Source organism: Nonomuraea turkmeniaca, assembly GCF_005889735.1.
Taxonomy (GTDB): domain Bacteria; phylum Actinomycetota; class Actinomycetes; order Streptosporangiales; family Streptosporangiaceae; genus Nonomuraea; species Nonomuraea turkmeniaca.
Window position 1 is genome coordinate 30,261 of record NZ_VCKY01000035.1, and the last position, 14,129, is coordinate 44,389.

Consider the following 14,129-nt stretch of genomic DNA (forward strand, 5'->3'; position numbering starts at 1 on the left):
CATCAAAGGAGGCTGCCGGTGCGCGACTTCGTCGAGGTGCCCTTGCCGGACGGGACCGTGCTCATTGTGGAGGCCGAACACGAGCCGCGCGGCGGAGTCGTGGCTGCGGGGCGGCTGCACGACGTGGCCTCGGCCGCGACGGAAAGTTTCGACATGGCGATCAACCGGCTGCAGACGGCCGCGGGAGCCGTCGTCGGCCGCATGCGCCACCTGGCCCAGCCGCCGAGCGAGGTCACGGTGGAGTTCGCGGTGAAGTTGGCCACCCAGGCCGGCGTCGTGATCGCGAACACCAGTGCCGAGGCGAACCTCAAGGTGACGCTCCGGTGGACCCTGGACGGCCACGCGCAGCCCGCGGTCACCGAGGCCGATGCGGAAGAGCCGCCTCCTGTCCAGTGACCAGGCGCGCCAGCGCCTCGATGGTCGGATGCTCCAGAAACGCCCGCAGGGGGACCGGCGCATCGAATGCGGCCTCGATCCTGGCCGCGAGGACCGCCGCGCGCAGCGAGTGGCCGCCCAGGTCGAAGAAGTCGTCGTGCACGCCGATCCGCTCGATCCCGAGAATCTCGCGCCACAACCCGGCCAGAACCTCCTCCTGATAAGTACGGGGCGCCACGAAAGCCGACTCCAGCTCGGGTCGTGAGCCGTCCCTGTCCGGGAGCGCGGCCCTGTCCACCTTGCCGCTGGGCAAGGTGGGCAGCGAGTCCAGCACGACGAACGCGTTGGGCACCATGTAGGAGGGGACGCGTGCCCTGAGGTGGGCTCGCAGGTCGGCGATCCGCACGTCGCCACCCGCGGTGGGCACGACATAGGCCACCAGCTCGTTTCCGCGGTCGCCGGCTCCTTCGCCGTCCAAGGGGCGGCCGGCCTCCGGCTTCACCACCGCCACCGCCCGTCGTACCCCGGTGAAGCTCTCCAGAGCGGCCTCGACCTCGCCGAGCTCGACGCGGTTCCCCCGCACCTTGACCTGGTGGTCCTGGCGGCCGATGAACTCCAAGTCGCCACTTGGCAGCCGCCTGACCAGGTCTCCGGTGCGATAGAGCCGCGCGCCTGGCACGGCGGCGTACGGGTCCGGGAGGAAACGTTCGGCGGTGAGCCGCGCCTCCCCGAGGTAGCCGCGGCCGACACCGGCCCCGCCCACGTACAGCTCGCCCACCACGCCCAAGGGGACCGGGCGCATGGCCGCGTCGAGCACGTGGACGCGTACGTTCCCGATCGCCTGGCCGATCGGCACCTGCCGCCTGTGACCGTCGTCGGGTGTGCACGCGTAGGCCGTTGAGTCGATGCCCGCCTCGGTCACTCCCCAGTGGTTGACCAGGCGCGGCCCGCGGCTCCCCGCCACTTCGTAGAACCGCCTGGCCAGGGCGGGCGTGAGCGGCTCACCGCTGGTGAAGACGGTTCTGAGCCCGCTCAGGATCTCGGGGCCGCGCTCCGCCTGCGTGACGATCGGCGACAACATGCTCGGCACCAGGAACAGATGGCGCGCCCGGTGCGCACGGGCGGCCTCGAGTATCGACGCCGGGCTGCGCTCGTCGCCTGCGCCCAGCACGGCGACGCACCCTCCTGACGTCAGCGGCCAGAAGATTTCGACCGCGGCGTCGTCGAAGGAGAGCGTCGTCTTGTGCAGCACGCGTTCGCCCGGGTCCAGGCGGTGGTCCCGCCCCATGCACACGATCCGATTCACCCAGTTGCGATGAGTGATCTGCACGCATTTCGGCTCGCCCGAGGAACCGGAGGTGAAGTAAACGGCGGCCAGCCCGTCCACGCCCACCTCCGGCAGCGGCGACTCGGCCGCCGCCCGGTACGCCGCCGGGTCGACCATCGGAACCGACAGCTCGGCGAGTCCCGGCTTGGCCAGGCACACTGCCGCACCGGTCCTGGCGATCAGCCGGGTCAGCCGGTCTGCCGGGTGGGCGGGGTCCAGCGGCACGTAGGCGCCGCCCGCCATCAGCACCGCGAGCACCGATACGACCATCTCGGCCGAGCGCGGCACGCAAACCCCGACCCGCGTTTCCGGCCCCACCCCGAGCTCGCGAAGCCGCGCCGCCAGCGCCCGCGCCCACTCGTCGAGCTCGCGGTAGGTCAGCCGGTGGTCGGGCCCTTCGACGGCCACCGCGCCGGGACGGGCACGTACCTGCGTGGCCACCAGCTCGTGCAGGCATTGTTCCGGGTACGGCATCGCCGTGCCGGTCCATTCGGCGGCGAGCCGCTCCCGCTCTCCCGGCGTCAGCAGGGGCAGCTCGGCCACCGGCCGGTGCGGATCGGCGACGACTGCGGCCAGCACGGACTCGACCTGCTCGGCCAGAGGACCCATCATGGCCTCGTCGAAGAGCGCCGTGTCGTACTCGAGGCGGCATTCCAGGGAAGCCGCGCCGCGCCGCAGGGTCAGGGACACATCCGACTTGGCGGTGCCGGTGTGCACGTCCAGCCTGCTCGCCTGGAGTCCCGGCAGGCGGAGCGGCGGCGGCTCGCGTTCCACGTCGAACAGCACCTCGGCGAGCGGGCGGCCCCGGCCGCCGCGCGCCACCTCCCCGACCAGCCTGTCGAACGGCGTCTCCCGGTGAGACAGCGCCGACAGCACGGCCGCCCGCACCCGTTCGAGCAGCGCCAGGTAGGACGGCGCGCCGGTCAGGTCCACCCTGATGGGAAGCATGTTCATCAGGCAGCCGACCAGCCGCTCGTCCTCCAACCTGTCCCGCCCCGCCACCGGGACGGCGATGACCAGGTCGTCCTGCCCGCTCCACCGCGACAGCAGCGCGGCCCAGCCGGCCAACCCGGCCATGAAGAACGTCGCGCCCGCCTGCCGTGCCAGCTTTTCCAGATCGTCGGCCAGCCGGTACGGCATGCGGGTGCGGAGCAGCGCCCCCTCGACGCCCGGCACGGCCCGGCGCGGGCGCTCGAACGGCATCCCCGTCAGCGGCGGCGCTCCAGCCAGCCGTCCGCGCCAGTACTCCATCGCCGCCTCCCGCACGGGCAGGTCGGCCTGCCGCGCGGGAGGCGGCGGCAGCGCGGGCTCCTCGCCCTCCAGCATCCTGGTGTACGCGTGAGCGAACTCGTCGAGCAGCACATCCATGCCGCGGCCGTCGATGATGATGTGATGAGCCGTCAGCAGCAGGACGTGCGTCTCCGGCCGCAGCCGGAACATCGCGACACGGAGGAGCGGCCCGGTCGCCAGGTCGAACGGCCGCTGCGCCGCTCCGTCCACGAGCGCCGCCACGTCTTCGGCGGCCTCCGCCGGATGCGGCTGTACGGCCACGCGCAGGTCGTCCTTCACCACCGCGGCGGCTCCGTCCTCGGTGAAGACCGTTCTCAGCGAGTCGTGCCTCGCCACGAGCCAGTCGACGGCCTGCTGCAGCACCGCCACGTCGAGGGCGCCCCGCAACCGCCAAGCCGCGGCGACCGTGTAGAGCGGCCTCCCAGGCGACAGCTGTTCCACGAACCACAACCGCCGCTGCGCATGCGTCAGCGGAGACCCCGGTCCGTCCGGCACGGGCGGCTCCTCCTGCGGGGGCCCCGCGGGCGGCCTCTCCCGGATCCGCTCCGCCATGGCCGCGACAGTCGGCTGGTGGAAGGCCACGTCCACGGGGACGTCAGCGCCGAGACGCGCCCGGATCCGCGCCAACGCCGCGATCAGCAGAAGGCTGTCGCAGCCCAGGTCGAAGAGGTCGTCGTGGATCCCGACGAGGTCCACGTGGAGCACATCGCACCAGATGTCGGCCAGTACCCGCTCGACGCCATCGCGCGGCGCCGTATAGGTGACGCCGAGGTCCGGCCGATGGCGATCGAGTGGTGCGAGCGCACCGCGGTCGATCTTGCCGCTCGTGGTCCGCGGCAGCGCGTCCAGGATCACGTACCGGGCGGGGACCAGGTGACCCGGCAGCGTCCCGCGGAGCAATCCGCGTAGCAGGGCGGGCGTGAGCGCCGCTCCCTCGGCGGGGACCACGTAGGCCACCAGCTGGGACGTGCCGTTCACCTCCGCCAGGGTGACCGCGCTCTCCAGGACCTGCTCGTACGCGCCGAGCGCCAGCTCGATCTCGCCCAGCTCGACTCTGAAGCCGCGTACCTTCACCTGGTGGTCTTTGCGGCCGACGAATTCGATCACTCCGCCGGGACCGTGCCTGGCCAGGTCCCCGGTCCTGAACAGCCGCTCGCCCGGCACCCCGGGCGGAGCCGCGAGGAACTTCTCCGCCGTGCGAGCAGGACTGTTGAGGTAGCCCCTGGCCAGCCCCGCCCCACCAATGTACAACTCGCCGACCTCGCCCGGCCGGACGGGATGGAGCCGGTCGTCCAGGATGTGCGCGGTGACGTTCGGGATCGGCAGGCCGATCGGCACTTTCGCGCCCATCGGCTCGCCGCCGCACTCCCACCACAGCGAGGTCATCGCACACTCGGTGAGACCGTACTGGTGCACCAGCCGCACGTCGGGACCCCAGCGGCGGCGCGTGAGGGCGAGTAGATCCGGTGCGAAGGGCTCGCTGATGACCAGGGCCAGGCGCAGCGTGGTCGTGGCCCTGTCCGGCCAGGCGCCGAGCACGGCGCGCAGCAGGCTGGGAAGGCACGAGAGCACGCAGGTCACCCCGCCGGTGAGCCGCTCGACGAGGTAGCCGGGGGATTTCACCTGCTCGTCGGTCGGCACCTCGACGGCCGCGCCGTGCAGCAGCGGGCCGAGCAGATCGCGGATGGAGGCGCTGAAGGAGGGATGCGCGAGCTGAAGCGTCACGTCACCGGGCCCGAGCCGCCAGCCGACGCCCATCTCCCACAGATAGTTCAACGCCGCCCGGTGGGGCACCATGACACCCTTCGGCATCCCGGTGGAGCCGGAGGTGTACATGATGTACGCCAGGTTGTCCGGCGCCACCCCGACGGCCGCCTCGTCCAGCGGCCCCGATTCGTCGACGCCTACCACCGGGATGGGCGCCGGGACCGTTGCGCCGCGCATCGTGACCACGGCCGCGGCCTGGGTGTCCTCGATGACGAATCTGAGCCGCTGCTCCGGCTCGCCGGGGTGGACGGGCACGTACACGCCACCGGCCTTCAGCACGGCCAGCGCCGCCACCACCAGCTCGGGCGAGCGCGGCAGGCAGACCACGACCCGTGCCTCGGGTCCGACCCCGAGCTCCCGGAGCCGCCCCGCCAGCGCCCGCGCCCACGCGTCCACCTGGCTGTAGGTCAGCCTGCGTGTGCCCGCCACCACGGCCAGGGCGTCCGGGCACGCCCGAGCTCGCCAGGCCACCACGTCGTGCAGGCACTCTGCCGGGGCTTGTCCTCCCAAGCCGTGGCGGAAGCCGACGGTCTCGAACCGGTGGTCGTCCAGCAGGGCCACGTCGACCACGTCGTAGGCGCCGCGGCGCAATCCGCCGACGATACGGGCGGCCTGTTCGGCGATCGGCTGGTCGGCCGAGCGCACATTCACGCGTGCGATGACGTGCTGCTCCTCGGCGTTGGTCCCGCCGTTCATGATGTCGTCCCTCCCATCAGCCGTACGGTCGCCGCTCTGCTGACGAAGTCGCGTAGCCCGCTCAGCGTCAGGCCGCTGGCCGCGAGCCAGGCAGCCAGGTCCTGCAGGTAGACACGGAGCCGTTCTGACGAGGCGATCGCCGAAACGTCGAGGTAGACGGCGGGCAGCGGTGAGCGCTCGCGCAGCCGTTCCACCCGGTAGGGGAACTCGCCGGGCCGGCTCTCGGTGGCCCTGAGGTGGTGGAGGCGGACGGGCAGCAGGCCGTGGCCGGGCGGCGGATGTCCGCGCAGCCAGTCGTCCTGGTGCGGTCCCGCCTGGTCGTCGTAGTCATCGCGGTCCGGCAGGAACACCACTCGAACGCCCCGCGCGTGCAGCGACGCAGGGGTCACATCGATGTCGGGTCCGGCGTCCAGCAGCAGGAGCGTTCCCTGTGTCGGCCCGGCGGATCCCGGCGGGTTCGCCTCCAAGGGCCGTGCGTCGAGCAGGGTGGGGTCGAACACGGACACATGCGCGCCGACGCGCGCCGCCCCTGGCAGGGCGGCCTCCGCCGTGGCGTGCCTGTCGGCGGTGCCCAGGCCGCCGACGAGCAGGAACACCCTTCCCTGCGGTCCGGGCGTCCAGGGGACGGAGTGTCGGCCCGCCTCCTCCAGCAGCGCGGCCGCCAGCTCCCCTTGGGCAGGCCGGGGCGTTCCCGACGGCACCCGGGGCGGCGCCGCGAGGCCCGCGAGGACGAGCGTCTCGAGCCCGTCCACGTCGTTGTGGTGGGTGACGTCGATGCCGTCGGCGGCCGAGAGCCGCCGCGCATCACCCCACTGGTCCTCGGCGGTGTTGTGGCCCGGTACGAGCACGACCCTGGCGGGTCCGGAGACGGCCTCGTGCAGCGAGTTGAACCCGGGCCGGATGACGGCGACCTTCGCCGCGTGGAGCAGGGCGGCGAGCGACGGTTCGTAGGGCACGGTGGTGACGTTGGGCAGCGCCGGCGGCGCCACGCCGTCATAGTAGGGACCGGTGACGAGGATGAAGCGCGCCGGCACCGCCCGGTCGAGAAATCGGGCGGCGACCGCCGACATACTCGTGAAGAGCCGTTCCACGTACCCCTGGTTACCGGTGTCGCCGCCCGCGCCCGCGGCCACGACGACCAGCGGCTGCCGGCCGTACACACGCCTGACGAAAGCGATCTCCGAGGGGGGCGGGCTGTGGAACACCGGCCCGAGGAAGCGGAAGCGCGCGGAATGCTCGGCCAGCAGGAGGCTGTCAGGTGAATGGCCGGTCATGGCGAAGTCGGCCCAGCTCTGCGCGACGAGGATCCGGTCGTAGTGGCTCAGCTCGCCGCGCCGGCGCATGCGCTCGAAGAAGATGCCGCTCATCTTCCGCAGGACCAGGACCTTCGGCACCTCCCTGGCCGCGGGCAGGAAAAGATGGTTGCGATCGGGGAAGGTGTCCTCGACGATCAGATCCGGCCGGATCTCCGCGATCACGTTGTTCAGCAGGTCGCGGAGCGCTGTCTCCATGGCGTCGCTGGGCAGCCGGTGCATGTGCGGAAAACTGATCACCCGGTGCGGCGTGCCGCGCAGGGGAAGCAGCGACCGTACCTGTCCCACCAGGAAGATCTCCGAGTCCGGCGCGAGTCGGCGCAGCTCGTCGGCGATCAGGACCGTACGGCGAACGTGTCCGAACCCGTGGCGTGCCTTGAAGAAGAACGCGACGGTCGGGCTCACCGCTCGTTCCACGGACGCAGGTGCTCCAGCGCGGCCGCCGCCAGCGCGTCGTGCTCCTGAGGCGGGTCAGGCTCGGGCCCGGTCCAGGGGACGCCGACCACACTGAGCCCGCGACGGTGGACGTCGGCATATGTGCGCACCATCATGACGGAAGTGACCGGCGGCGCGGCCAAGACGACCGTGCCGAGCGCGCCCACACGCTCCAGCGCATCGCTCACGGCGACAGCGGTCCCGGACGTCTCGATGATCAGGTCGGGAGGTCCTGCCGGGCCGACGGCGGGGTGCCGGACGGGCGAACCGCCACCGGATAATCGCCCACACGCGCGGTGGAGCACGTTCCGGATGAGCACGGCGAGCACTCCATCACCCACCACCTCGGCGAGCATTCCCTTCCCTGTAGCTCGCGGGGACCGTTCCCGGCCGGCCGGCCGGGCGATGCCGCCACCCGGCTCCAGCGCGCGAGCCACGACGGCGCGGGCGGTCGCCGCCCACTCCGCAGCGGCACACGACCGCGCGTCGTCCGCCGCCGGATAGCCACGTCCCCACGCGCTGCTTCCACTGTCGCGGAACACCACGAGATCCCCTATCGGTGAAAGCCGCGCCGTGCCCGGGGAAACGCGCACCCATATGCCCGAGGGAATCGTCCTGGCGGGTCCGCCAACCGACTGTTTCACAGGCCCGCCTTCCTGTGATCTCCATACGCCGAACGCAATCATACGTTCGCGACCACGCACCGCCTAGATCGCGAATTCGGACCGCGACGATGTAAGACCGTCCGGCAGAGACGCAGCCCAAGGCGTTCACGCGCCATCGTCCCTGATCGACGTGCTCGCCCTCCGACTGGAGCGCGTCACCGTCGCCGACCCACTGATTGACCTGCTCGATCTGCCGGCCCTGGCCGAGGTGGGACAGACTTCCAGGCCCGCGCCGACCCACCCGGCATCCTCGCCGAGAGCGGCCGGGAGGAGCGATGACGATCACGTCGGGGTCGATCACCATGCGGCTCTACTCCCGCGGCGGTAGCTCGCCAGATTCCTCGTCCCGGAGTCGTACGAGCGAAGTATCCCCTGGTGGGACGCCGACCGTGCAGGGGCTGGACGACCATTGAGCGGTGACCACGTGAGACATCGCGTCTCGGCACGCCGCCGGACGCCACCATGAACCGAGCCCGGACACCGGAGGGGTGCCGAAGCGATGCGGAAGCGAAGAGTCGTCAAGATCGCCGTGTGGGTGCTTGCCGTGCTGGTCGGGGTGCCGATCGCGGGGGTCGTCGCGCTTCTCCTGTGGGACGGCGGCATCGACACCGATCCGCGCCGGGCACTCCTCCCCGGTGTCCGGATCGATCTGCGGACGGCCGTGACGCGGCTGGGCCCGATCGAGTACGACCTGTCCGGGACGGAAGGTCCGGTGCTGCTGTCCGTTCACGCCGGACTCGGCGGAGCCGACCAGGGGCGGCTGTTCGCCAGTTGGCTGCGGAATGACGGGTTCCGGGTCCTGAGCCCTTCGCGGCCGGGGTACCTCGGCACACCGCTGGAGAGTGGCCGGACCAACGAGGAGCAGGCCGACTTGCTCGCCGCGCTGCTGGATGACCTCGGCATCGACCGGGTCGGAGTCCTCGCGGTCTCGGCCGGGAGCCCGGTCGGCTACACCTTCGCCGCACGCCATCCGGATCGGGTCTGGGGATTGATCTCCATCGGCGGAGTGAGCAAGCCGCGGCCCGCCAATCCGGGCTCGCCGCTGCGGAGAACGTTCATGAACGCCGTCGGCCAAAAGCTCGCCCTGCTGACGGCGCAGGCGTCGTTGGAGACCGTCGTCGCGGGAACCTTGGACGAGACCAGCACCTTCACCAAGGAGCAGCAGGCGGGGCGCGTCTCGTACATCATGAGCACGCCGCACGTGCGGGCGTTCTTCGAAGCGATGTTCGCGACGACGTTCCCCTACCAGGAACGCTGGCCGGGCACGGACAACGACGCGGCCCAAGCCCGGCGGGGTCTGCCTCTGGAGCGGATTGCGGCTCCGACCTTGCTGATCCACGGCACGCAGGACGGCGATGTGCCTTTCGAGCACGGGGAGTTCGCGGTCGAGCGGATACCCGGCGCGAAACGGCACTGGATGGAGGACGACCATCTCGGCTTCTGGCTCGGCCCGAGGGCGAGCGAGGCGCAAGCCGTGGCGAGAACGTTCCTCCTGCAGCACGCACCCGGCAAATGAGCGCTCGGCCGTGCTGTTGCGACGGCGCGCGGCTGTCGATGCGCGATTAGGATCTCTCTCGTCGTCGAAGGGCCGTTTCGGGAGGGAAACCGTGACAGCGGAGCCCGACCAGGAGGCGCTGGCCGTGTTCTGCGCCGCCCTGCCGCAGTTGCGCACGCTGCTGCGCGGCCCCGCGTCGGGCGACCGCCGCGCCCTCGTGGCGCGGACGGTGCGGGCCGCTCGTCTCGGCGAGCCGATCGACCGGTTCCTGGCCCAGCTCGGCATCGACCACCCCGAGGCAGGAAGCGAGATGGACGAGGCCTGGTCGCCGCGCTCCTCGCTGCCCACACCGCTGAACTCCGAGCGGAGGCCGGTCATCGGCGACTACGTGTGCCCCAAGGGCACCTGCACGCGTGTCGTCCACCGCGAGGTCGACACGGAATTACCCACGTGCGAGATACACGAGCAGGCGCTGCGCTTCGTGGGCGAGAACTGAGCCCGCGGCATGACAGGCTTCCTCGCCGAGCTCGGCAAAAAGGTCGCGGAGCGGTGGGTCGCCGTGCTCATCCTGCCCGGACTGGTGTTCACGGCCGTCGCCACGACAGCGGTCGTCCTCGGGCAGCGGAACTGGGCGGATGCCGGGTTGCTCTGGCGAAGGCTGATCGAGTTCACCACGGCGGCCGGCGGTCAGCAGCAGGCCGATCTGGCGCGGACCACCGTGCTGCTGCTCGTCCTGCTCGTCGCGTCCACGGGGATCGGGTTCGTCGCGCGATCGCTCGGTAAGCCCGTCGAACACCTGCTGGCCGGAAGGTGGCCGTTCTTCGCACGTCCGCTGGCGGCCGCGCTCACCGAGCGGCGACGGCGGACGTGGAACCGGCTCAAGCGGGAATACCAGAACGCCGAGGCTGACGGCGATCATGCTCGTCTCGGCGAGCTCGCCGAGACCAGAAACGCCGTCGCGCTGACCGAGCCACGCCGCCCGACCTGGACCGGCGACCGGCTGCACGCGCCCGCGACGAGGGTGCGCAAGCAGTACGGCCTGGATCTGGACGCCGCCTGGCCACGGCTGTGGTTGCTGCTCCCCGACTCGGCGCGCGAGCCCCTCACGGAGAGCAGGCGACGTTTCGACGAGGCGACCGCCCTGGGCGGGTGGAGCGTGCTGTACGCCGCGTTGGGCGTGGTGTGGTGGCCGAGCGCCGTCATCGGGCTGTGCGTCGCGCTGGTGGCGTGGCGGCGGGCGAGGGCGGAGACCGAGGTGTACGCCGAACTGGTCGAGGCCACCGTGGACGTGTACCTGGACGATCTGCTCGAGCGGTTCGACGACGAGACGCGCCCCATCCGGCCGGGACGCGGCAGAACGGTCAGCGAGAGGTTCCGTAAGGCCACCTGATTGCGAGGCGACGATGCGTGACCAATTGCTGAACGCGCTCCGCGGCCGGTTGGTCACCGTGTCGAGCACCGGCGACCCCGCCGGCGTGCTCGACCCCGAGGCCTTGGCCGAGGCGGAGCGGCTGCTGGACTTCCTGGCCACGCGGGAAGGCGCGGATCAGGACGTGTTGCACGCGGTCGGCCTGCTGCACTGGCTGCGTACGGCGGTCCTGGGTGCGGAGAGCTCCCAAGAGGACCGGGGCAACGCGGTGGTCCTCCTGATGCCCATTTATCTGGCCCAGCCGGACGCCTTGCCCGACCAGGTACGCGCCTCGTTCGCGGAGACGCTCGGCCCGGACGACCCGGTGGGGGAAGAGCGGGCGCACGCGTTCGCCGAGGCGCTCTCGAACCTCGCCATGTTCCTGCTCGAACGCTGCACCCGGCGGCAACGGCGCGTCGACGCCGAGGCCGCGGTCGCGCTGCTGCGCGGGGCCGCACCGCGCCTTCCGGCCGGCCACCCCTCGCGCGCGCCGGTCCTGTGCAATCTCGGGTACGCGCTCATGATGAACGATGCGCTGACATCGTCAGAAGACGACAGCCCGGAGCCGCCGAACATCGACGAAGCCCTCGCGGTGCTCAGGGAGGCGTTCCAAGGCACGGCACGAGAGCACGGGAACCACGCTCGCTGCGCCAACGGCCTGGCCCTGGCGGTGCGGACCAAGGCGCTCGGGACGCGGGACACGGCACTGCTGTCCGAGTCCATCGAGCTGTTCCGCCTCGCCGTGGACACCGCGACGGACATGGACCACAACCTCCCGCAGATGCTCACCGATCTGGGATTCTCCCTGCTGCTCTGGGTGGACGCCGCGGGCGAGGCCGATCCGGCCGTCGTCGACGAGGCCGTCTCCGCTCTGCGCCGGGCGGTGCGGCACACTCCCGAGCACGGCGCCGAGCGGCGCACCCGGCTGAGGTTGCTCGCCAAGGCTGAGCTGCTGCGAACGCCGAAGCCCGCCGCCCCCCGGCTCAGCCCCGAGACGCAGCGCCGCGTGGACGAACTGACCGCCCTTTTCGGGCAGGCGATCCCGGCCACCAGCGGCGATGCCTCGAACGAACCGGACAACTGGCTCGCCGTCGTCACCCGCCTGCTGGGCATCGCCCCGTCAGACGGCCAGGGCAGTTACGCGCAGCTCATGGACCTGCTGGCCGGCTTACTGCGCGACCCCTCGGGCACCGATCTGGAACGCAAGGCGTTCGAGCTGATGCAGCGGCGAACCAGCCACCTGCGCCCCGATGATCGGCTCGACGCGATGCTGACGCAGATGTTCGTCCCTGCCGGGGCGCCTTCGGCGCCGGTGGACACGGCAAGTCTCGACGAAGTGCTGGAATTGCTCGAACGCATGCTGCGGGAGCTGCCGGACGACCATCCCGAGCGCCCCGTGCTGGCGATGACCCAGATCATGACGCAGCTGGCCCGGCGGCACCGCCCCGGCGAGCCGGGCGGGATCGGCCAGATGGAGGAGAGGCTCGCCCTGCTGACCCGGTCGATGGAGATGTTGCCGTCCCTGATGGGTTCTCTGAACATGTCCCCCGCCGTGGTCGGAGACATGTCCATGATGAGCAACGCGCTCGTGTCCCCCTTCGAGACTCTCGCGCTGATCGAGGACACGCTGAAACGCAACCGCGAGAGACTCGCCGCCCTGCCGGAGGGGGGCCCTGAGCACACGGTGACGCTGAAGACCCTCGCACACACGCTGTTCCAGCAGTACCAGCTCGCCCATGAGGAGTCGGCTTATCAGGAGGCCGCCGGCCTGGCCCGCCGGGTCGTCGCCGCCGATCCGGCACAGGCCAGGCGGATCGTGGTGGCGTGGGCGACGGCGGCGCGGCTGCGAGCCATGTCGGCGGCGCTCGGGCAGGTGCCGGCGGGCGAGCACGATCTGCGGTCGAGCGGCCTGGCCCGTCTGTCCTCGAACGAGGCCGTGTCCGCGATCGGCAACAGCGACGCTCCGGCGGCGCTGGAAGCGCTGGAGGAGGGGCGCGCGCTGCTGCTGTCGAGCGCGCTCAACGCACGCAGAGAGCTGGAGAACCTGCGGGCCGCCGACTCCCGGCTGGCCGAGCGTTTCGTCGCCATGCGCGAGCGGATCCGCGCGGTCTCCGTCGACGTCGGCCGTGAGCCGGCGCAGGAGGAGCTCGCGCGCCTTGGTGGCATGGCCGCGGAGTGGAGCGAGCTGGTCCGCCGGATTCAGGCGCTGCCCGAGTTCGGACGGTTCCTGATGCCGCTGCCGCTGGGCATGCCCGACCTGGGACCGGCCGCCGCCGAGGGGCCGGTGGTGACCGTCAACGTCAACCCGCGCCGCTGCGACGCCCTGGCCCTGTGCGCCGACGGCGTCCGCCTGGTGCCGCTGCCGGACCTGCGCGCCGCCGAGCTGATCGAGCAGGCCGAGGCCTTCCATGACGCGATCCGCACCGCGCGGACCGGCCCGGCTCTGTTAGCCGGGCAGGCACAGCAGGTCGTGCTCGACACCCTCGGCTGGCTGTGGGACGTGCTGGCCGAACCGGTGCTGAGGGAACTGGGTTGCACCGGGCCGTCAGAAGACGGGTCGTGGCCTCGACTGTGGTGGTCGCCGACCGGGCCGCTCAACGGCCTTCCGCTGCACGCCGCCGGGCATCACACGACCGCCGGCGCGTCGGTCCTCGATCGGGTCGTCTCCTCGTACACGCCTACCCTGCGGGCCCTGCTGCACAGCCGCTCCCGCCCCGTGCCGTCCCGTCGTGCCGGCCTGACGGTGGCCATGCCTGACACTCCCGGACATGCCGCCCTGCCGGAGACCGCGGGCGAGGCGGTCGAGGTGACCGCCCGCATCCACGGCCTGGCGCTCACCGGTCCGGAGGCGTCCCGCGCCGCCGTGCTGGCCGCACTGCCCCGCGCGACCGTGGCGCACTTCGCCTGCCATGCCAGCAGCGACCCGTACAATCCGTCGGCGAGCCACCTGCTGCTCCACGACGGGCCACTGAGCGTCACCGAGATCAGCCGGCTCCGCCTCGACGACGCCGAGCTGGCGTACCTCTCCGCCTGCGCGACCGCCCGCGGCAGCGCCAGGCTCGCCGACGAGGCGATCCACCTGGCCTCCGCCTTCCAGCTGGCCGGATACGCCCAGGCCGTCGCCACGCTGTGGGAGATCGGCGACCACGTGGCGGCGACGATGGCCGCGGACTTCCATCGCGAGCTCCGTGACACGGTCGACGCCCCGGTCCGGATGCCCGGCGCGCTCGCGCTGCACACGGCCACGCGCCGCATGCGCGCGGCCATGCCGGGGCGCCCCTCGGCCTGGGCGGCGTTCCTGCACTCGGGCGCGTGACCCGGCCGCTCCCAGCGGTGCCGGCCACCGCGCGCGGCCGGG

At 71.8% G+C, this 14,129-nt stretch carries 8 protein-coding genes; 5 read left to right on the plus strand and 3 right to left on the minus strand.

Going from position 1 to position 14,129, the window contains the following annotated elements:
• The first annotated feature begins 18 nt into the window (after positions 1 to 18).
• Positions 19 to 396 carry a CU044_2847 family protein gene (locus ETD86_RS13195; RefSeq protein ID WP_138666427.1) on the plus strand — a complete coding sequence of 126 codons (378 nt, stop codon included), beginning with the start codon at positions 19 to 21 and terminating at the stop codon, positions 394 to 396.
• On the opposite strand, the gene ETD86_RS13200 is transcribed toward ETD86_RS13195, so the two are convergent.
• From ETD86_RS13200 to ETD86_RS13210, 3 genes are read right to left on the minus strand one after another with little or no spacing between them, the layout of a single operon-like run.
• Positions 356 to 5,455, minus strand: coding sequence for a non-ribosomal peptide synthetase (locus ETD86_RS13200; RefSeq protein ID WP_138666428.1), 5,100 nt, complete (start codon positions 5,453 to 5,455; stop codon positions 356 to 358). The two genes, ETD86_RS13195 and ETD86_RS13200, sit on opposite strands and share 41 nt — an antisense overlap.
• A complete protein-coding gene (locus ETD86_RS13205; RefSeq protein WP_138666429.1) occupies positions 5,452 to 7,173 on the minus strand; it encodes a hypothetical protein in 1,722 nt (573 codons plus the stop codon). The genes ETD86_RS13200 and ETD86_RS13205 overlap by 4 nt, the downstream gene beginning before the upstream one ends.
• Positions 7,170 to 7,745 (minus strand): hypothetical protein, encoded by a 576-nt coding sequence (locus tag ETD86_RS13210; protein ID WP_138666430.1) that lies wholly within the window; start codon positions 7,743 to 7,745, stop codon positions 7,170 to 7,172. Before ETD86_RS13210 ends, ETD86_RS13205 begins: the two co-directional genes overlap by 4 nt.
• A gap of 622 nt (positions 7,746 to 8,367) precedes the next feature.
• On the opposite strand from ETD86_RS13210, the gene ETD86_RS13215 reads away from it, so the two are divergent.
• From ETD86_RS13215 to ETD86_RS13230, 4 genes are all read left to right on the plus strand, one after another.
• Positions 8,368 to 9,384, plus strand: coding sequence for an alpha/beta fold hydrolase (locus ETD86_RS13215; RefSeq protein ID WP_138666431.1), 1,017 nt, complete (start codon positions 8,368 to 8,370; stop codon positions 9,382 to 9,384).
• Between the two features lie 91 nt (positions 9,385 to 9,475).
• On the plus strand, positions 9,476 to 9,859 hold the full coding sequence (locus tag ETD86_RS13220) for a hypothetical protein (RefSeq protein WP_138666432.1): 384 nt from the start codon (positions 9,476 to 9,478) through the stop codon (positions 9,857 to 9,859).
• Positions 9,860 to 9,868: 9 nt separating this feature from the next.
• Complete coding sequence (locus ETD86_RS13225) at positions 9,869 to 10,753, plus strand: hypothetical protein (RefSeq protein ID WP_138666433.1); 885 nt, start codon at positions 9,869 to 9,871, stop codon at positions 10,751 to 10,753.
• A 13-nt stretch (positions 10,754 to 10,766) separates the two neighbouring features.
• Positions 10,767 to 14,087, plus strand: a complete 3,321-nt coding sequence (locus ETD86_RS13230) for a CHAT domain-containing protein (RefSeq protein WP_138666434.1) — start codon at positions 10,767 to 10,769, stop codon at positions 14,085 to 14,087.
• Positions 14,088 to 14,129: the final 42 nt, after the last annotated feature.